The 19,128-nt window shown below is 33.8% G+C and carries 18 protein-coding genes; 11 read left to right on the forward strand and 7 right to left on the reverse strand.

Going from position 1 to position 19,128, the window contains the following annotated elements:
- The first annotated feature begins 84 nt into the window (after nt 1-84).
- The gene (locus tag HNQ90_RS17500) at nt 85-633 is read left to right on the forward strand and encodes a thioredoxin family protein (RefSeq protein WP_144118232.1); all 549 of its coding nucleotides are present in this window, start codon (nt 85-87) and stop codon (nt 631-633) included.
- 15 nt (nt 634-648) lie between these two features.
- The gene (locus HNQ90_RS17505; RefSeq protein WP_144118231.1) at nt 649-1,119 is read left to right on the forward strand and encodes a thioredoxin family protein; all 471 of its coding nucleotides are present in this window, start codon (nt 649-651) and stop codon (nt 1,117-1,119) included.
- A gap of 4 nt (nt 1,120-1,123) precedes the next feature.
- Here HNQ90_RS17505 and HNQ90_RS17510 read toward each other — a convergent pair whose 3' ends face one another.
- Genes HNQ90_RS17510 through surE form a run of 5 tightly spaced genes read right to left on the reverse strand, consistent with a single transcriptional unit; the run spans nt 1,124 to nt 5,940 of the window.
- Nucleotides 1,124-3,163, reverse strand: coding sequence for a ComEC/Rec2 family competence protein (locus tag HNQ90_RS17510; protein WP_144118230.1), 2,040 nt, complete (start codon nt 3,161-3,163; stop codon nt 1,124-1,126).
- A 24-nt stretch (nt 3,164-3,187) separates the two neighbouring features.
- Nucleotides 3,188-3,745, reverse strand: coding sequence for a C40 family peptidase (locus HNQ90_RS17515; protein WP_144118229.1), 558 nt, complete (start codon nt 3,743-3,745; stop codon nt 3,188-3,190).
- Nucleotides 3,746-4,864 (reverse strand): lipid-A-disaccharide synthase, encoded by a 1,119-nt coding sequence (gene lpxB, locus HNQ90_RS17520; RefSeq protein WP_144118228.1) that lies wholly within the window; start codon nt 4,862-4,864, stop codon nt 3,746-3,748.
- 1 nt (nt 4,865) lies between these two features.
- A complete protein-coding gene (locus tag HNQ90_RS17525) occupies nt 4,866-5,147 on the reverse strand; it encodes a hypothetical protein (protein WP_144118227.1) in 282 nt (93 codons plus the stop codon).
- 16 nt (nt 5,148-5,163) lie between these two features.
- Nucleotides 5,164-5,940 carry a 5'/3'-nucleotidase SurE gene (gene surE / locus HNQ90_RS17530; RefSeq protein WP_144118226.1) on the reverse strand — a complete coding sequence of 259 codons (777 nt, stop codon included), beginning with the start codon at nt 5,938-5,940 and terminating at the stop codon, nt 5,164-5,166.
- A gap of 178 nt (nt 5,941-6,118) precedes the next feature.
- Here surE and HNQ90_RS17535 point away from each other — a divergent pair, with 178 nt between their 5' ends.
- The gene (locus HNQ90_RS17535) at nt 6,119-8,257 is read left to right on the forward strand and encodes a carboxy terminal-processing peptidase (RefSeq protein WP_144118253.1); all 2,139 of its coding nucleotides are present in this window, start codon (nt 6,119-6,121) and stop codon (nt 8,255-8,257) included.
- A gap of 49 nt (nt 8,258-8,306) precedes the next feature.
- Complete coding sequence (locus tag HNQ90_RS17540) at nt 8,307-9,401, forward strand: ABC transporter permease (protein ID WP_144118225.1); 1,095 nt, start codon at nt 8,307-8,309, stop codon at nt 9,399-9,401.
- A 27-nt stretch (nt 9,402-9,428) separates the two neighbouring features.
- Here the strand turns inward: HNQ90_RS17540 and yihA are convergent, their stop codons facing one another.
- Entirely contained in the window at nt 9,429-10,040 is a 612-nt protein-coding gene (yihA, locus tag HNQ90_RS17545; protein WP_144118224.1) for a ribosome biogenesis GTP-binding protein YihA/YsxC, read from the reverse strand.
- An 80-nt stretch (nt 10,041-10,120) separates the two neighbouring features.
- Complete coding sequence (locus tag HNQ90_RS17550) at nt 10,121-10,885, reverse strand: alpha/beta fold hydrolase (protein ID WP_144118223.1); 765 nt, start codon at nt 10,883-10,885, stop codon at nt 10,121-10,123.
- 326 nt (nt 10,886-11,211) lie between these two features.
- On the opposite strand from HNQ90_RS17550, the gene mraZ reads away from it, so the two are divergent.
- From mraZ to murD, 7 genes are all read left to right on the forward strand, one after another.
- Nucleotides 11,212-11,682, forward strand: a complete 471-nt coding sequence (gene mraZ, locus HNQ90_RS17555; protein ID WP_144118222.1) for a division/cell wall cluster transcriptional repressor MraZ — start codon at nt 11,212-11,214, stop codon at nt 11,680-11,682.
- On the forward strand, nt 11,669-12,565 hold the full coding sequence (gene rsmH / locus HNQ90_RS17560; RefSeq protein ID WP_144118221.1) for a 16S rRNA (cytosine(1402)-N(4))-methyltransferase RsmH: 897 nt from the start codon (nt 11,669-11,671) through the stop codon (nt 12,563-12,565). The genes mraZ and rsmH overlap by 14 nt, the downstream gene beginning before the upstream one ends.
- Before the next feature lie 38 nt (nt 12,566-12,603).
- A complete protein-coding gene (locus HNQ90_RS17565; RefSeq protein WP_144118220.1) occupies nt 12,604-12,921 on the forward strand; it encodes an FtsL-like putative cell division protein in 318 nt (105 codons plus the stop codon).
- Nucleotides 12,922-12,985: 64 nt separating this feature from the next.
- Nucleotides 12,986-14,947, forward strand: coding sequence for a penicillin-binding protein (locus tag HNQ90_RS17570; protein WP_144118252.1), 1,962 nt, complete (start codon nt 12,986-12,988; stop codon nt 14,945-14,947).
- Complete coding sequence (locus HNQ90_RS17575; protein ID WP_144118219.1) at nt 14,944-16,407, forward strand: UDP-N-acetylmuramoyl-L-alanyl-D-glutamate--2,6-diaminopimelate ligase; 1,464 nt, start codon at nt 14,944-14,946, stop codon at nt 16,405-16,407. Before HNQ90_RS17570 ends, HNQ90_RS17575 begins: the two co-directional genes overlap by 4 nt.
- Before the next feature lie 90 nt (nt 16,408-16,497).
- The gene (mraY, locus tag HNQ90_RS17580; protein ID WP_144118218.1) at nt 16,498-17,739 is read left to right on the forward strand and encodes a phospho-N-acetylmuramoyl-pentapeptide-transferase; all 1,242 of its coding nucleotides are present in this window, start codon (nt 16,498-16,500) and stop codon (nt 17,737-17,739) included.
- A 41-nt stretch (nt 17,740-17,780) separates the two neighbouring features.
- A complete protein-coding gene (gene murD / locus HNQ90_RS17585) occupies nt 17,781-19,118 on the forward strand; it encodes a UDP-N-acetylmuramoyl-L-alanine--D-glutamate ligase (protein WP_144118217.1) in 1,338 nt (445 codons plus the stop codon).
- Nucleotides 19,119-19,128: the final 10 nt, after the last annotated feature.

Consider the following 19,128-nt stretch of genomic DNA (forward strand, 5'->3'; position numbering starts at 1 on the left):
AATAATTAGTTAAAAAATATTGAAAATGCTCCTGTTTGGAGCATTTTTTGTAAGTTCGGAACAACTTTTGCAACTTAATCAATTATGAAGAAATTTATATTTTTAGTTTGTATTATTGCTTTTTCATGCTTTAATACCATAGCTCAGGAAATTAATTGGGTAACATTGGAAGAGGCTATACAGCTTCAGAAAAAAGAACCTAAAAAAATAATGATGGATGCTTACACCAATTGGTGTGGACCTTGTAAAATGTTAGATAGAAATACATTTCAAAATAAAGATGTAGCCGATTATGTGAATGCCAACTATTATGCCGTAAAGTTTAATGCTGAAGGCAATGAGGCGATTAATTACAACGGAAAAACGTATTCGAATCCTAATTATGATCCTGCCAAAGCGAATAGAAGAAATTCACCACATGAGTTATCGCGCTATTTTCAAATTAGTGCATACCCTACCATTGTATTTCTAGATGAAAATGCGAATGTGATTTTCCCTTTAAGGGGCTATAAAACTCCTGCGCAAATAGAGTTGTATTTAAAAATGTTTAAAAAGGACGATCATAAAGTTCTAGACACTCAAGAAAAATTCAACGAATATTATAAAGCTTTTAAAGGCGAATTTAAGGGCTAATTTTAAAACATAAAAATGAAAAGAATTCTGCTAACACTAGTTTTAGGTGTTTTAATATCTGCAAATAGTTTTTCGCAAGAAAAATTAACTTGGCATACCGATGTTAATTCTGCTTTTGAAATCGCAATTAAGGAAAATAAAAAAGTGATGTTGTTTTTTACAGGATCCGATTGGTGCGGATGGTGTATCAAATTGCAAAACGAAGTGTTTAAAACTCCAGATTTCGAAAAATGGTCTAATGATGTTGTTTTGGTGGAATTAGATTTTCCTAGAAGAACAGCACAGGACGAGGCTATTAAAATGCAAAACCGTCAGTTGCAAAGTATCTTTAAAGTAAGAGGTTATCCTTCCGTTCATTTTGTTGTACCCGAAAAAATGCCAGATGGAAAAATGAATTTAAATAGCCTTGGTAAAACAGGTTATGTGCGTGGTGGTGCAAGTAAATGGCTTGAAGTTGCCAATACTATTGTGAATAAAACGATTTAAAAAATCAGTATTTTAATATAAAGGCTCCCTTTTTACTTGTTTGGTGAAAAGGGAGTTTTCTTTTTCTGCATATGTGTTCCCAACGTTCTACGTAAGATTTATAATTGCTACCATCTGCAATTATAAGCTTTGGGTTTAAAGAATCTATCAATCTGTTTAAATTAATTTTAGGTGACTGTCTTAATAAAACATATTTGGGCTTTAAGGTTCTTATATTATAAATCCCCAAGCTATCTACTACCAAAATATTCTTTTTGTTAAGTTGATATAGATAAGGAATACTTTGTTCTTCAAATGTTTCAATATGGTTTCCCACGGTATAATCTCTAATAATATTATTTGTCGATTTAGTGATGCTATCAAAATCGTTAGCAATAATAATGGTATTATTAAGAGTTTGTCCTATAAGGCTAAATCTGCTTTTATGAAACACAATAAATTCGTTTGAGGGTTTGTTAAGCGCATTAAAAATAAAAGCGCTTTGAACGACAAGAACAGCAATTAAAAATAGTTTTAAATTCTTGTAATTTCTTTTAAAAAGAAATCGAATTCCTGTTATAATTAGCAAATAGAAAACAATAACGTATAGCAAACTAAACGAAATGTCTTTTAATAAAAATGCATCTTGCTTAGATACCCATCCTATAAAAGTATTCATTAGGTAAATAATATAGCCGTAAACATCGGCTACAAATTGAGGAAGACAATTTATCATAGCTAATAATATTACAAGAAGCCCTAAACCAAGTATGAAGCCTAAAAAAGGAATGATAACTAAATTAGAAATGAAAAATAATCCAGGAAATTGATGGAAGTAATAAAGGCTTACTGGTATAATTCCAAATTGCGCAGATACCGTTATGGTAAACGTATGCCACAATTTATCGGGAAGCCAATATTTAGGTTTCCAAAGGCTATAAATCAAGGGGTCTATGGCTACAATGGCAAAAACGGCTAAGTAGCTTAATTGAAAGCCAACATCAAATAAAAACATAGGCTTTACAAGTAGTATAACAAACATGCTTATAGCAAGTGTGTTATAAATATTTGTTGGCCTTTTAAGGTTTAATGCAATAGTAACAATACTAAACATGGTTACCGCTCTTGTTACCGAAGCCGATAATCCTGCAATAAGCGCAAAACTCCATAATATACTAACTAGTAAAATGGTTTTTATGAGTTTGCCGTGTTTAAAACGTTCTAGTGGTTTAAAAATAAAACTAAGTATTAATAATAAAATACCAACATGAAGTCCAGATACGGCTAGAATATGAATAGCTCCGGCATTGGTGTAACTCGTGTAAACAGCTTTACTAATATCTTGTCGTTGTCCTAATATAAGGGCGTTTATAATGGCTAATTCATCAGGTTTAAAATGATATGGTTCTAATTTTTTATTTATATGTTGCCTGAGTCTTGCAGCAATACCAAACAGGGTAGTGGTCTTATGATCAACAGGAAATAGCGATTCGTTATTTATAAATAGTTGATGAAAAATGTATTGTTTCTTTAAGTAACTTTTATAATCGAATTGATGCGGATTAAGAGGAGGTATTAAATTCTTAAAAGGTGTTCTGCTAATATAAATTTCATCAACTTTTAATGATGGTTTTAAAGAATCCTTATGAATATTTAAAAGTGTTTTTCCGGATGCTTTTGTGCTATTGACTTCAAAAATATCGATAATATATTTGTCATAATAATTACCTGGTTTTAAAACTTCTCGAATCCTAAAAGTTACAGTGTTTAGGCTATCAATATTATTCGAAATGACTTTGGTATAATGATTTGCTACGTTTTTTTGATTATGAATGGTGGTTGTTAAAATTCCAATGGAAACCATAGCTAAAAAAGCTATACTACCAAACCAAATAGTTTTGGTAAACGATTTTCTGGCAATCAGGTAAAAAATAAGTAAGGACAACAAAAGAAAACCTGTTGTTAGTAAAGCAAAGAGAATCGAAACAGGGTTTAAATAACCAATGGTAATGCCTAAAATAAGGCAAACAGTAAGTTTAATTATAGTGAAGTTGAGTAATCGCATACTCATGTAAGATAATAAAAAATCTTACAAGACACGACGCGCTTCATGAAACGCTTTTAGCCAATAGCTTTCATTAAGACCAGATATTATAACGCCTTTACTTGTTGTGGCATGTATAAATTTAATGTCGTTATCTCTAATATCTACAATTAAGCCAACATGGTTAATGGAGTTTCTGCGGTTTCCTGTTTTAAAAAATAGCAAATCGCCTTTTGTTACTTTTTTAAGAGCTATTTTAAATCCTTTTTTAGCCATGTCTCTAGATATTCTAGGAAGCGTAATATCATAAGAATTAAAAGATTCATAAATTAAGCCAGAGCAATCCATACCAGATTTTGTTGTGCCACCCCATTTATAACGAACACCCTTAAACTGTTTAGCATAATCCACAATGTAATCGGCTTTAGATATATTACGCGATGATGTGTTGCTTGGTTTTTTATAAGTAGTGGTGTTGCTTTCTTTTTTGTTTTTCTTGGTAATAATTTTAGTCGTTGAAGTTCTCTTGTTTTTTTCGCGTTTAGAAGATTTGCAACTGCTAAAACTAATAATTAAAAGTAGGATTAATAAGGTGTTTTTCATTTAAAGACTAGGTTTTATGGACTTGTAGATAAGTGATGCTGTTTTTTTGCTAGCACCAACACCTCCTAATTTTTTTTCTAACTCGTAATAGTCTAAAAATAATTTGGTTCGTGTTTCGGGGTCTAAAATTTTATCGAGTTCCTTTTTTAAGTTCTTTTTATTAAAATCGTTTTGAATAAGTTCGGTAACAACCTCTCGGTCCATTACTAAATTAACTAGCGATATAAACTTTAAAGTAATAATACGCTTTGCTATTTGGTAAGAAATAGTACTGCCTTTGTAGCAAACTACTTGTGGTATTTTAAAAAGAGCGGTTTCTAATGTGGCTGTTCCCGATGTAACTAAAGCTGCAGTAGAAACACTAAGTAAATCGTACGTTTTATTCGAAATAAATTTTACATTATTTGCTTTTATGAAAGTTTCGTAAAAACTATAATCTTGACTTGGAGCTCCGGCAATTACAAACTGATGGGTGGTGTACTCATCAACTACACTTAGCATAACAGAAAGCATTTTTGTTATTTCTTGTTTTCTGCTTCCTGGTAATAAAGCTATAATTGGTTTTTCGCCTAATTGGTGGTCTTCTCTAAATTTAAGTACGCCTACTTGTTTTCTATTAGCTATAGCATCAATTAGTGGGTGGCCCACAAAAGTAACATCATAGTCATGTTTTTTGTAAAATGGTTTTACAAAAGGAAGGATAACATACATATTATCAATATCCCGTTTAATAGCTTTAACTCTGCTAGCTCTAGAGGCCCATACTTGAGGAGAAATATAATAACTTGTTTTAAACCCTGCTTCTTTTGCCCATTTAGCTATGCGTAAATTAAAGCCAGAATTATCTATAAATACAATAACATCGGGTTTAAAACTTGAAATGTCATTTTTGCAAAAAGAAATGTCTTTAAAAATTTTGTTTAGGTTCATGATGACTTCAATAAACCCCATAAAAGCACGTTCTTTATAATGTTTCACTAAAGTGCCACCAACAGCTTGCATGAGGTCGCCACCCCAAAACCTAATTTCGGCATTAGCATCTTCTGCTTTTAGTGCTTTCATTAAGTTTGAGCCATGTAAGTCGCCCGATGCTTCTCCAGCTATAATGTAGTACTTCATTTTAGAAAAGTTTAAAAACAAATGTAAAAACAGCTATAAATACTGTAATAAGTAAAACACCTCGTGCACGATAATCTTGCCTTTTTCTTATAAAAATAAAAAAGGCTATTAAGTTTAATATAGCACCTAGACTTATTAGTTTTCCTAGAAAACCTTCTTCAGCGGCAGCTTTAATAACTAAAGTGAAATCATCTCCTTTTCCTAATAAATTGGCTGTAAAAAATAAACCTATGGCATTGGCAATTAAACCAACAAACATACCTATAAAAACGTCTTTTTTCATCTACTATAATTATATTTTAGTGGTTAAATTTCCAACCATTTAAGTCTTTTAAAAAATGATGTGCTGTTAAATCAAATTGAACGGGAACTAATGATACATAGCCGTTTTCAAGTGCCCATTCATCCGTGTCTTCACCGCCATCTAAATTAACAAATTTTCCCGCAAGCCAATAATAATCTCTGCCTTGTGGTGTTTTTCTTTTATCGAATTTTTCTACCCAATTCGCCTTTGCTTGTCGGCAAACTTTAATACCTTTTATTTCTTTTTTAGGAATATTAGGGATGTTAACATTTAAAATTACGCCATTAGGTAAACCGTTTTCTATTACATTTTTGGTAATGGTTTTAACATAGGCTTTACAGGCTTCAAAATTAGCTTCCCAATTGTAATTCAATAACGAAAATCCTATAGCTGGAATACCTTCAATACCAGCTTCAATAGCAGCACTCATGGTGCCAGAGTAAATAACATTAATAGAGGCGTTGGAGCCATGATTAATTCCCGAAACACAGAGGTCTGGAGTTCTGCCTACCAACTCGCGTATACCTAACTTAACACAATCTGCAGGTGTGCCAGAGCAACTAAATTCCTTCTGCGGCCCATTATCTATTTTAATTTCCTCGGCGTATAACGTGGAGTTTAATGTTATGGCGTGTCCCATGCCACTTTGCGGGCTATCTGGAGCTACCACAACAACATCGCCTATGGTGTTCATAACGCTAATTAAAGCACGTATTCCAGGGGCGTTAATACCATCGTCGTTTGTAACAAGTATAAGGGGTTTTTTGCTCATTTTCAATTTCTAAAATGCAACGCTAAAATACATAATTTCGGTTGTATACCCTTATTTTCTTTGCTTTAACAAAAAATTAGTAGCGTTTCAATCTCTTGGCACGGTTTTTTCTTTTATTTTAGTGAAAAATATGCTGTGCTTTTTAGAAGCAAATAAAGATTAACACATGAAAAATATTATGAAAAGGAATTATAAAGTACTCTCCTTAATGCTTTTGTTAGCATTTGCATCCTGTAGTTTTACATCAAAGAAATTTAGTAACCCAGATAAAGACAAACTATTAATACAAATAATAACATTTGTGTTAGATCAAGGTCACTTTGATCCTATAGCATTGGACGATGAGTTTTCTGCCGAATTGTTTGCGGATTACATAGAAATTGTAGATCCTGTGAAACGTTATTTTTATCAATCGGATTACGAAGATTTTGAAGCCTTTAAATTGAATATCGACGATCAGCTTAAAGCTACAGATATTACATTTTTTAATGTGGTTAATGAGCGTATGTTAAAACGTATAGAAGAGGCTAAAGAAATTTATAAAGAAGTGCTATCGGAACCTTTTGATTATACTATAGATGAAGATTTTGATACAAACTACGAAAATAGCACGTTTGCAAAAAACAAAAGAGAACTTAAGGACAGGTGGAGAAAGCAATTAAAGTTTTCTACACTTTCTAACTACGATGATATCCTTGAAGAAGAAAAAAGAGCTAAGGTAGCAGATCCTGATTATGTTTTAAAATCTGATGAGCAGATTGAGAAAGAAGCTAGAGAGGCGACTTTAAAATCTATAAATATTTATTTTGAAGATTATATTGATGATCAACAACGAGAAGATTGGTTTGCTATTTATGTAAATACTATTGTTGAAGAGTACGATCCGCATACATATTATCTAGCACCTAAAGGAAAAGAAGATTTCGATCAACGTATGTCTGGTAAATTAGAAGGCATAGGTGCAAGACTTCAGAAAAGAATGGATTATATTAAAATAGTAGAATTAATTTCTGGAGGTCCAGCTTGGAGAAGTAATAAGTTAGAGGTTGAAGATGTTATTTTAAAAGTGAAACAAGAAGATGAAGATGTAGCTGTAGATATTGTTGGTATGCGTATTAACGATGCTATAAAATACATTAAAGGGCCTAAAGGAACTAAAGTAACACTTACCATTAAAAAGGTGGATGGTTCTGTAAAAGATGTCGAAATTGTGAGAGATGTTGTAGAGTTGGTTGAAACTTATGCTAAGGCATCAATAGTAGAGAAGGATAATATGAAGTTTGGTATAATTAACTTACCTGCTTTTTATGTCGATTTTCAAGATTATAAAAACATTAATGCTGCAAAGGATGTTAAGGAAGAAATTGAGCGTTTAAAAGCCGATGGTATGCAAGGTTTAGTGCTAGATTTACGTAATAATGGCGGTGGGTCTTTACCTGCAGTTGTAGACATGGCAGGATTATTTATTAAAGATGGTCCCATTGTTCAGGTGCGCTCTACAGATCAGCCAAAGGAGGTTTTAAGAGATAGAGATAAATCTATTTCTTGGGATGGTCCGTTGGTTATCTTAGTTAACGAGATTTCGGCTTCGGCTTCAGAAATTATGGCGGCGGCAATGCAAGATTACAAACGCGCCATTATTATTGGAGGTAAGCAGACGTATGGTAAAGGAACCGTGCAAAATGTAATAGACTTAAATAATATGCTACGAAATAATACGAGTGGCGATTTAGGTGCTTTAGCTCTTACAAGACAGAAATACTATAGAATTAATGGTGGTTCTGTACAATTAGAAGGTGTTAAAAGTGATGTAAATGTACCAGGGCGTTTTAGTTTTATTGATGTAGGTGAAAAGGATAAAGATAATCCGTTGCCTTATGATGAAATTGATGCAGCCGATTATACACCTTGGGATCATTATTTCGATTACGATGCAACTATTGCAAATAGTAAAAAGCGCATGAGTACTAACGGTCAATTAAAACTTATTGAAGAAAATGCTAAATGGGTGAAAAGTAAAATTGATGAAACAGTTTTCTCTTTAAACTATAAAACTTACAAAGCGCAATTAGAAGCTAATGAAGCTGAATCGAAAAAATTCGATGCTATGTCAGATTACGATTCAAATTTAACTTTCCAGTCTCATGGTTTTGAAAAAGCCTTAATAGCTCAAGATACTACCGATTTAAAAGAAAAACGCGATCGCTGGCATGCTAGTTTAAAAAAGGATGTTTATGTTGAAGAGGCGCTTAATGTGCTTGAAGATTTAAAATCGGCATATCCTATGAAAAAGGTAGCATCTACGGTTCAAAATTAAATTATAGTAGAATTCATTTTAACAGAGTTCGTTTACAAAATATATTAAAATGAGTCATAAATCAAACTCACTAAAACAACTAGCGCTCCAAAAGTTTAAAAAGAACTTTTGGGGCGTTTTTAGTTTTTACTTTATCGTTTTGGTAGGTTTAGTATCTGTGTTTGCTTATGTGTTTGCACCAGATAATTCGCAATACGCAAATCAAATGCATTTGGCTATCCATTCAGAAAAACCGGGATTTAAAGTAACCATGCTTACAATACCTTCAAAAATAAAAGTGGATCAAAGTGCTTTTGATAAACTATTCTTTGGAAAGAAAAATACAGATTCCGAGATTCCTATTACGTCATATACCATTAAGGATGATGAATTGGAATATAAAGAATATGCTGCTGATGGACTAGAAGGTGCAGAAAAAACGATTATGCTAAGTGTGTTTCCTGCTGGAAAAGTAAAAGATTTTATTAAAGAAAAAACATTCCTTTTTGGTACAGATAAATACGGCCGCGATTTATTAAGTCGGGTTTTAGTTGGAGCAAGAATTTCCTTTTTTATAGGGTTTGTTGCAGTCCTTATTTCATTGGTAATTGGCATATTTATGGGGAGCGTAGCCGGTTATTTTGGTGGTAAAGTAGATGCTGTAATTATGTGGGTTATAAATGTAACATGGTCAATCCCTACGCTGTTGTTAGTTATTGCTATTACTTTAGCTTTAGGAAAAGGATTTTGGCAAGTGTTTATTGCAGTGGGTTTAACCATGTGGGTTGAGGTTGCTAGGGTAGTGCGCGGGCAAATAATTAGTACAAAGGAAATGCAATATGTTACTGCAGCAAGGGCACTTGGTTATACCGATTTAAGAATTATAGTAAAGCATATTTTGCCAAATATTATGGCGCCAGTTATTGTAATATCGGCAGCAAATTTTGCGGGTGCCATTTTAATAGAAAGCGGATTAAGTTTTTTAGGTATTGGTGCGCAACCGCCAATGGCAAGTTGGGGTGCTATGATTAAAGATCATTACAATTATATTATTTTAGGTAAACCTTATTTAGCTATTATTCCCGGACTATGTATTATGAGTTTGGTAATGGCGTTTATGTTAATAGGGAATGCGCTTAGGGATGCTTTGGATGTGAAAAATTAAAAGCAATATTTAAATAATAAAGTAACCTTAATTAGCTTCCAAATTCATATTCTCATTCAATCCATCAATATAGCCTAAAACATCATCTTTTCCAATGTCTTTAGATGATGAGGTAATAAAGTAGTTAGGCACTTCCACCCAAGTTTCTAAAAGGATGTTTTTATAGTCGTCAACGTGTTTCTCAATGGCTTGAGGACGCAATTTATCAGCTTTAGTAAATATAATTGAAAACGGAATACCGTTTTCTCCTAACCATTGCATGAATTCTAAATCGATTGGCTGTGGCGTGTGTCTAATATCAACCAAAACAAAAGCCGTTACGAGTTGTTCGCGTGAGCCAAAATACTGGGTTATAAATTTTTGAAAGACTTTCTTAGAGCTTTTAGAAACACGAGCGTAACCATAACCTGGTAAATCTACCAAGTGCCAGTTGTTATTAATTAAAAAGTGATTAATAAGTTGTGTTTTTCCTGGTCTTCCTGAAGTTTTAGCTAAACTTTTTCTGCTGGTTAGCATATTTATTAATGAAGACTTTCCAACATTACTACGGCCAATAAAAGCATACTCCGGTAATCTGCTTTTCGGGCATTTAGCAACATCAGAGTTACTCATTACAAATTCGGCAGACTTAATTTTCATTAGAAATGTGTTTTTGTTATTCCCTCGAAAGAGGAAATCTCATTAATGGGATTTAGAGTTTTTTCTTTTAGAATTTATTACTAGAATCCTCGTTTTTGTAACCAAGCGTAAAGAATGTCGTTAAATTCTTGAGGGTGTTCCATCATAGCAGCATGCCCACATTTGTCTATCCAAAACAATTCAGAATCTGGTAATAATTGATTAAATTCTTCGGCAACTTCTGGAGGTGTAACGCCATCATTTTTACCCCAAATTATGCAAGTTGGTGTCGATAGTGTTGGTAGATCTTTAGCCATATTATGTCTTATAGCACTTTTGGCAATAGCTAAAGTTTTTATAAGCTTGTTTCGGTCGTTTACGGTTTCGTACACTTCATCTACAATTTCCTTAGTAGCAACCTCAGGGTCGTAAAACACGTCTTGTGCTTTCTTTTTAATTACCTCGTAGTCACTACGTTTGGTGTATCCGCCGCCCATAGCGTTTTCGTACAGTCCAGAGCTTCCCGTAATTATTAAAGCTTTAACACTTTCCGGGTAAAGTTTGGTGTGGTATAAACCTATATGGCCTCCCAAAGAGTTTCCTAATAAAATAACTTCTTTGTAGCCTTTAAATTCAATAAAGTCATGCAGATATTTTGCAAAATGCTTTACGTTAGTTTTAAGCAAAGATTTGCTGTAAAGTGGTAACTCGGGGATTACTATTTTATACCCTTTGGTACAAAAATATTCAGTTACAGCGTCAAAGTTGCTTAATCCTCCCATTAAGCCATGTAACACTATTATTGGAGTGCCTTCACCTGCTTCTATATAGCTGTATTTTTCTTCTTTTTTTAAACGATGCGTCATTAATCAGTTAGTCATTCATTCGTTAAAAACAAATATAGTTATTTCATTCATATTTCTACTATAATTATTGCTTTCAAGTAAAATGAATTGTGTTACGGAGTGAAATTTAGAAAAACCAAAAACTAACATATTAACAATCTTGTAATTTGAATATTAAAGTTTGAAATCGAAGTTCTTGTTATGCGATGTGGTGTTTTCTATTTTCAGAAATCGGATTAAAATCGTAATTAATCGAAAATTTATTAACAAAGTGGTATATAGTGGTATAAAGTGGGATTATTTTCAATATATTTGACATTTAAACGTTTAAAGTTTAGCAAAACGCATTGGATTTAATAACAGGCACATACGATTGTAAGGTTGATGCAAAAGGCAGATTAATGATGCCTGCTGCAATCAAAAAGCAACTTTCTGCGATTTTGCAGGATGGTTTTGTGTTGCGTCGTTCTGTTTTTCAAAAATGCCTAGAACTTTACCCAATGAGCGAATGGCAGGTGTTAATGGGAAAAATGAATAAGCTAAATAAGTTTAAAAAGAAGAATAACGATTTTATTAGAAGGTTTACTGCTGGGGCCAAAATGGTTGAGGTAGATGTTAATGGTAGGTTGTTAATCCCTAAGGATTTAACGGTTTTTGCAGATATTTCTAAAAATATAGTGGTGGCTTCGGCAATCAATATTATTGAGATTTGGGATAAGGATTTGTATGAACAAGCTATTGATGATGCTGCAATTGATTTTGCGGATTTGGCAGAGGAAGTAATGGGACAAGACGATGACGAGCATGGAATATCATAATCCGGTACTTTTAAAAGAAACAGTTGATGGGTTGAATATAAATCCGGATGGTGTTTATGTAGATGTCACTTTTGGTGGTGGCGGTCATAGTAAAGAAATTTTAAGTAGACTTAGTGATAAAGGAAAGTTGTATGCTTTCGATCAAGATCCAGATGCGCTTGAAAATGCAATTGATGATGATAGGTTTACGCTTATACATGAGAATTTTAGGTTTGTAAAGCGATTTTTGAGGTTTCACGGTGCAAAAGAAGTGGATGGGATTTTAGCAGATTTTGGGGTGTCATCGCATCAGTTTGATGTTGCAGAACGTGGTTTTTCAACACGGTTTGAAGCAGATTTGGATATGCGGATGAATCAACAAAATAAATTATCTGCTTTTCATGTCATTAATGAGTATGACGAGGCCCAGTTAAAGCAAGTGTTTTTGCAATATGGCGAGTTGCGTGCAGCTCCAGCAATGGCAAGGTTAATTGTTGAGTACAGAGAGACAGAGCCAATAGTAACAAGTGAACAGTTAAAAAAAGTTTTAGCTAAGTTTTTGCCACCGCGTTTTGAGAATAAAGTGTTGGCTCAAATTTATCAAGCTATAAGAATAGAGGTTAATCAAGAAATTGAGGTTTTAAAAGAGTTTTTATTGCAAACTCCGGAAGTGTTGAAAGTTGGCGGTCGATTAAGTTTTATATCCTATCACTCTCTCGAAGATAGGTTGGTAAAACGATTTATTAGAAATGGCATGTTCGAAGGAGAACCAGAACGCGATATGTTTGGGAACTTTGAGGTGCCTCTAAAAAAGGTAAATGGATTAATTGTGCCAACGGCAGAAGAGATTAAAATTAATAATAGGGCAAGAAGTGCAAAGCTTCGTGTTGCAGAAAAGCTATAAATAAGCTTTTAATCCTTCCTTTTAGTAAGAAGCAAAGAATGAAGAAGAATATCTATAACATATTAAAGGGGTCTTTTTTAATTAGTGATGATTCGTTTAAAAGCTGGCGGTTAATACTTTTTATTTCTGGGTTAGCCATAGTAATGATTGCGAGTTCGCATAGTGCAGATAAAAAGGTATATGAAATTGCTCGATTAAAAAATGAAGTAAAAGAAATGCGATCGGCATTTGTAGATGGTCGATCGAAACTCATGAGGCTTAAAATGGAGTCGAATGTGGTAATAGTAATGAAAGAAAAAGGGTTGGCGCCTTCAGTAAATCCGCCAAAAAAAATAAAGATTAAAAAGAATAATTGATAATAAAACCTTGGCAGTAAACGAAAAAAACATATTAAACCGTTTGTATTTTATAGCTGGATGTATGTTCATCTTCGGGCTTGCTGTGGTGTTTAAATTGCTAAGCATTCAGTTTCTTCAAGGCGATGCGTATAGAGCAAAAGCAACAGAGCGTGTTGTTAAAAATGTTGTGATTCCTGCTAATAGAGGTAATGTGTATTCTGTAAATGGGAATCTGTTGGCAACCTCAATCCCTAAGTACGATATTCGTTTTGATGCCTTAACTCCAAATGCTAAAACTTTCGAAAAATACGTAAAACCACTTTGCGATTCACTTTCAAAATATTCTGGCAAATCGGCTACTAAACTTTTAAAAGATCTTAGACGTGCTCGTGCTAATAAAAATCGTTACTACTTGTTGGCTAGAAATATTGGCTATTCTGATTATATCCGTCTGCGAAACTTCCCATTATTAGAACTAGGCGCTTTCAAAGGAGGGTTAATTGTAGAGCAAACCACAAAACGTGAGCATCCAATGGGTGGTATTGCGCAAAGAACTATTGGTTACGAGCGTGTTGATGATAAAGGTAATGTAACAAGACCTGGTATTGATGGTGCTTTTGGTGTTAAGTATTTGCGAGGTGTAGATGGGCAGCGTAAAAAACAGCAAATTGGTAAAGGGCAATGGAAACCTTTAAGTGATGCAAATGAAATTGAACCAAAAGATGGTTACGATGTTTATACGACTATCGATGTAAATATTCAAGATATAGCGCACCATTCATTATTAGCACAGTTAGAAAAATATAAGGCAGATCATGGTTGTGTGGTGGTTATGGAGACAAAAACTGGAGAGATTCGTGCCATTTCAAATTTAGGAAGAAATAAAAACGGACATTATTACGAGCGTTTAAATTATGCGGTTGGTGAGAGTCACGAGTCTGGTTCAACGTTTAAACTTATGGCGCTTGCAGCAGCTTTTGAAGATAAAGTAGCTGATACTAGCGATGTGGTAGATACGGAAAAAGGTGTTTTAAGTTTTTACGGTAAAAAAGTACGTGATTCCAAGTATGGTGGTTACGGTAAAATATCTGTTTCTAAGGCTTTTGAGGTGTCTTCTAATACAGGTATTGTAAAGATTATAGATCAGGGCTACAGAAAAAATCCTGAAAAGTTTGTAGACAGATTATATGACATGAACCTAAATAATGGTTTGGACTTACCAATTATAGGAGAGCCTATGCCAATTATTCCAGATCCAAGAGTTAAAAACGGGCGTTGGAGTGGTATTGCTTTACAGTGGATGGCCTATGGTTACGGTGTGTCGTTTACGCCTTTGCAAACCCTTACCTTTTACAATGCTGTTGCTAACGATGGTGTTATGGTTAAGCCAAGGTTTTTAAGAGAAGTTAAGGAATTTGATAAGGTTATAGAGCCTTTTGAAAGAGAGGTTATTAACGAACAAATCTGCTCCAAAGAAACGATTTCTAAGCTGCAAGCACTATTAAAAAATGTTGTAGAGAAAAAACACGGTACAGGACATCGTTTATATTCTAAAAACTTTTCTATGGCCGGAAAAACAGGAACGTGTCAAAAAGATTACAGCGATAAATCTAAATTAAACTATATATCTTCTTTTGCTGGTTATTTCCCTGCCGAAAACCCGAAGTATTCATGCATTGTTGTTATTCATGAGCCAGATAAAGGTGTTGGGTATTATGGAGCAGATGTGTCAGGACCAGTTTTTAAAAGAGTGGCTCAAAAAATTTATACAGATACGCCTTTAATAGATGAGGTTGAAACCTTACAAATGAATGTTGCGGATGTTGATAAAGAATATGAAGGGTTTTATAAAACAGCACAAACCTATAAAACAATAATGCCAAATTTAATTGGTATGCCAGCAATGGATGCTATTGTTTTACTTGAAAATATGCAGATTGATGTTAATGTGAAATTAAGTGGAAATGGCATTGTAAAATCACAATCTGTAGATAAAAATACAAAACTGAAAGATAACCAAACCGTAGTTTTAAAAGCATCATGATAGCACTAAAAGACATACTTTATAAGGCTACTTTAAACGCGGTAGTTGGCAGCACAAATATAGATGTTGTGGCTATTAATTTCGATTCTAGAAAAATCGAAAATAATCATGCTTTCGTGGCTATTCGTGGTTTAGTTGCCGATGGGCACGATTATATAGAAAAGGCTATTGGTAGTGGTGCTACAAGTGTGGTTTGCGAAAATTTACCTGATAACTTAGTTGATGGTGTTACTTATGTAGAGGTGGATAATACAAGTCGTGCACTGGCAATTATGGCTTCAAATTTTTATGGTAATCCATCGGAAAATTTAAGACTTGTTGGTGTAACGGGAACAAACGGTAAAACTACGGTAAGTAGCTTATTGTATCAGTTGTTTAAAAAAGCGGGTTACAAAGTAGGTTTGTTATCTACTGTAAAAATTATGGTGGATGAGGTAGAGTATAAAGCAACTCATACCACGCCAGATTCCTTAACTATAAACAGATATTTAAGCGAAATGAATGCTGAAGGTGTCGAGTTTTGCTTTATGGAAGTAAGCTCTCATGGTATTCATCAGTTTAGAACAGAAGGTTTGCATTTTGAAGGCGGCATTTTTACTAATCTGTCTCACGATCATTTAGATTATCACAGCACATTTGCCGAGTATAGAGATGTAAAGAAGAAATTTTTTGATGAGTTGTCCAGTCGCGCTTTTGCGTTAGTAAATGCCGACGATAAAAATGGATTAGTTATGCTGCAAAACACTAAGGCTAAGACATACACTTATGCTTTAAAACAGTATGCCGATTACAAAACTCAAATTCTAGAAAATCAATTTGGAGGCTTGTTATTAAAGGTGAATGATAGTGAGGTGTGGACACGACTTATTGGGAATTTTAACGCCTATAATGTTTTGGCTATTTACGCTACTGCGGAATTGTTAGGTCTCGAGAAAGTTGAAGTATTGCGTTTAATAAGCGATTTAGAAAGTGTTAGCGGAAGGTTTCAATATATTATTTCAGATGAAAAAATAACAGCCATTGTTGATTATGCGCATACTCCTGATGCATTAAAAAACGTGTTAGAAACCATAAACAGCATACGTACTAAAAATGAAGAACTTATTACGGTTGTAGGCTGCGGTGGAGATAGAGATAGAACAAAGCGTCCTAAAATGGGGCATATCGCATCGGCATTAAGTACAAAAGTGATTTTTACTAGTGATAATCCACGTAGTGAAAAACCAGAAGATATTTTAAATGAGATTGAAGCGGGTGTTGAGCCTCAAAATTTCAAGAAAACATTAACTATTTCAGATAGAAAACAGGCTATAAAAACGGCCTGCCAAATGGCGCAGCCAAACGATATCATTTTAATAGCCGGAAAGGGTCATGAAACCTACCAGGAAGTAAATGGTGTGCGTAGCGATTTCGATGATCTTAAAATAGTAAAAGAATTTTTAAAACAATTACAGAAATGAGCATGTTTATAAAGCTCATAATAACAAAAATGTTTAATGGCGAATTACATCTGGTCATTGATAACATTATAAAACAACAGATGAAATAATATGCTGTACTACCTATTTGAATATTTAGAAAAACAGTTTCAACTTCCTGGAGCTTCACTTTTTGGGTTTTTAACCTTTAGAGCGGCTTTGGCTATGATTTTATCACTGTTAATTTCTACTATTTATGGTAAAAGAATTATACGCTTTTTGCAAAAAAAGCAAATGGGCGAGACTATTAGAGATTTAGGTTTAGAAGGGCAAAAAGAAAAGGCAGGAACACCTACAATGGGCGGTTTAATTATTATTCTAGCTACTTTAATACCTGTGTTTTTGTTAGCGAAACTAGAGAATATTTATATCATTCTTTTAATAGTAACCACGCTATGGATGGGTGTTATTGGTTTTATTGATGATTATTTAAAAAAGTTTAAAAACGATAAAGAAGGCTTAAAAGGGAGGTTTAAAGTATTGGGTCAAGTAGGCTTAGGGATTATTGTTGGGGCAACGTTGTTTTTTCATCAAGATGTCACCATGAAAGAGAAGTTGCCAATAGAAGAGCAACGTATTTTATTGGCTCAAAACCCAGATATAGAAGCTTCAAAATTATTTAAGCAGGAGGTAAAATCAACACAAACAACAATTCCTTTTGTAAAAGGAAATGAGTTCGATTATGCAAAAGTAATCACGTGGATTAGTCCGAGTCTAGAAAAGTATGCGTGGGTTATATTCATTTTAGTAACCATTTTTATAATAACAGCGGTATCAAACGGGGCAAACCTAACCGATGGTATAGATGGTTTAGCGGCCGGTACCTCGGCAATTATCGTGCTTACATTGGGCATTTTTGCATGGGTTTCTGGTAATATTATTTTCTCGGAATACTTGAATATTATGTATATCCCAAGGGTTGAGGAAATTACCATTTATATAGCGGCATTTGTAGGGGCGCTTATTGGGTTTTTATGGTACAATACCTATCCGGCTCAAGTATTTATGGGAGATACGGGTAGTTTAACTATAGGTGGGATTATTGCGGTTATTGCTATTGCCGTGCGTAAAGAATGGTTAATACCTGTGTTGTGCGGGATATTTTTAGCCGAAAACTTATCGGTTGTTATGCAGGTAAGTTGGTTTAAGTATACCAAAAAGAAATATGGTGAAGGACGACGCATTTTTAAAATGTCGCCTTTGCATCATCATTATCAAAAGTCAGGATATCATGAAAGTAAAATTGTTACCAGATTCTGGATTATAGGCATATTACTAGCTATCCTGTCTATTGTAACATTGAAAATACGATAAATTTCAGCGAAAGCGGGAATATTATAAATAACGAAAACGAAATGACAAAGCAGCGATTAGTCATATTAGGAGGAGGGGAAAGTGGTGTTGGAACAGCACTTTTAGGAAAGGCAAAGGGCTATGAAGTTTTTGTTTCAGATAAAGGAAAAATAAAAGAAAAGTACAAACAAGTTCTTATACATAATGAGATTGAATGGGAAGATGAATCGCATACGGAATCTAAGATTCTAAATGCTGATATCGTCATGAAAAGCCCTGGAATTCCTGATAAAGTTGAATTGATAAAACAAATTCGAAAAAAAGGTATTTCAGTAGTTTCAGAAATTGAATTTGCTTCAAAATTTACCGAAGCTACAATTGTTGGAATTACTGGTAGTAATGGAAAAACAACAACGGCTACATTAACGCATCATATTTTAAAGGAAGCATTAAATGTGGGGTTGGCAGGTAATATTGGCGACAGTTTTGCGAAACAGGTTTTGGAAGAAGACTTTAAAAACTATGTCTTGGAAATAAGCAGTTTTCAGTTAGACGATATTATCGATTTTAAACCAAACATAGCTGTATTGTTAAACATTACTCCAGATCATTTAGATAGATATGATTACAAATTCGAAAATTATATCAAATCTAAATTCAGAATTGCCATGAATCAAACTAAAGATGATTATTTGATTTATGATGCCGACGATGAAGTGATAGTAGAGCATTTAAAAAATAACCCAGTTCAATCTACATTATTGCCATTTTCATTAGTAAAACCTATAAAAAACGGTGCGTATTTGGACAACGAAAATATTAGACTAACAATAAATAACAACGAGATAATTATGCCAACAGCTAAAATAAAACTAGAAGGAAACCACAATACTAAAAATGCAATGGCGGCCTCTACTGTAGCGCATTTGCTTAAAATTAGAAAGCAAACAATAAGAGAAAGTTTAGAGAACTTTCAGGCTGTTGAGCATCGTTTAGAAGAGGTGCTTAAAATTAATAAAGTACAATACATAAACGACTCTAAGGCTACTAACGTAAATGCTACCTATTACGCTTTGGAAAGTATGAGTGCTCCAACAGTTTGGATTGTTGGTGGTGTGGATAAGGGTAATAATTACGAAGAATTATTTCCGTTTGTAAACGAAAAAGTAAAAGCCATAATTTGTTTAGGTGTCGATAATGAAAAATTGATGAATACCTTCGGGAATATGGTCGATGTAATTATTGAAACGCAATACATGCAAGAGGCTGTTAAAATAGCTTACAAATTATCAGAATCTGGTGACAGTGTGTTGTTATCGCCAGCGTGTGCAAGTTTCGATTTGTTTGAAAACTATGAAGACCGCGGACGTCAATTTAAAGATGCAGTAAGAAACTTATAATATTAAATTT

The sequence above is a fragment of the Algibacter amylolyticus genome, assembly GCF_014202225.1.
Classification (GTDB): Bacteria; Bacteroidota; Bacteroidia; order Flavobacteriales; family Flavobacteriaceae; genus Algibacter_B; species Algibacter_B amylolyticus.

Excerpts from the sequence above, each read along its gene's own strand:
- HNQ90_RS17500 (WP_144118232.1), top strand. The coding sequence starts at position 85 with ATGAAGAAATTTATATTTTTAGTTTGTATTATTGCTTTTTCATGCTTT.
- HNQ90_RS17505 (WP_144118231.1), top strand. The coding sequence starts at position 649 with ATGAAAAGAATTCTGCTAACACTAGTTTTAGGTGTTTTAATATCTGCA.
- HNQ90_RS17510 (WP_144118230.1), bottom strand. The coding sequence starts at position 3,163 with ATGCGATTACTCAACTTCACTATAATTAAACTTACTGTTTGCCTTATT.
- HNQ90_RS17515 (WP_144118229.1), bottom strand. The coding sequence starts at position 3,745 with ATGAAAAACACCTTATTAATCCTACTTTTAATTATTAGTTTTAGCAGT.
- lpxB (WP_144118228.1), bottom strand. The coding sequence starts at position 4,864 with ATGAAGTACTACATTATAGCTGGAGAAGCATCGGGCGACTTACATGGC.
- HNQ90_RS17525 (WP_144118227.1), bottom strand. The coding sequence starts at position 5,147 with ATGAAAAAAGACGTTTTTATAGGTATGTTTGTTGGTTTAATTGCCAAT.
- surE (WP_144118226.1), bottom strand. The coding sequence starts at position 5,940 with ATGAGCAAAAAACCCCTTATACTTGTTACAAACGACGATGGTATTAAC.
- HNQ90_RS17535 (WP_144118253.1), top strand. The coding sequence starts at position 6,119 with ATGAAAAGGAATTATAAAGTACTCTCCTTAATGCTTTTGTTAGCATTT.
- HNQ90_RS17540 (WP_144118225.1), top strand. The coding sequence starts at position 8,307 with ATGAGTCATAAATCAAACTCACTAAAACAACTAGCGCTCCAAAAGTTT.
- yihA (WP_144118224.1), bottom strand. The coding sequence starts at position 10,040 with ATGAAAATTAAGTCTGCCGAATTTGTAATGAGTAACTCTGATGTTGCT.
- HNQ90_RS17550 (WP_144118223.1), bottom strand. The coding sequence starts at position 10,885 with ATGACGCATCGTTTAAAAAAAGAAGAAAAATACAGCTATATAGAAGCA.
- rsmH (WP_144118221.1), top strand. The coding sequence starts at position 11,669 with ATGGAATATCATAATCCGGTACTTTTAAAAGAAACAGTTGATGGGTTG.
- HNQ90_RS17565 (WP_144118220.1), top strand. The coding sequence starts at position 12,604 with ATGAAGAAGAATATCTATAACATATTAAAGGGGTCTTTTTTAATTAGT.
- HNQ90_RS17570 (WP_144118252.1), top strand. The coding sequence starts at position 12,986 with ATGTTCATCTTCGGGCTTGCTGTGGTGTTTAAATTGCTAAGCATTCAG.
- HNQ90_RS17575 (WP_144118219.1), top strand. The coding sequence starts at position 14,944 with ATGATAGCACTAAAAGACATACTTTATAAGGCTACTTTAAACGCGGTA.
- mraY (WP_144118218.1), top strand. The coding sequence starts at position 16,498 with ATGCTGTACTACCTATTTGAATATTTAGAAAAACAGTTTCAACTTCCT.
- murD (WP_144118217.1), top strand. The coding sequence starts at position 17,781 with ATGACAAAGCAGCGATTAGTCATATTAGGAGGAGGGGAAAGTGGTGTT.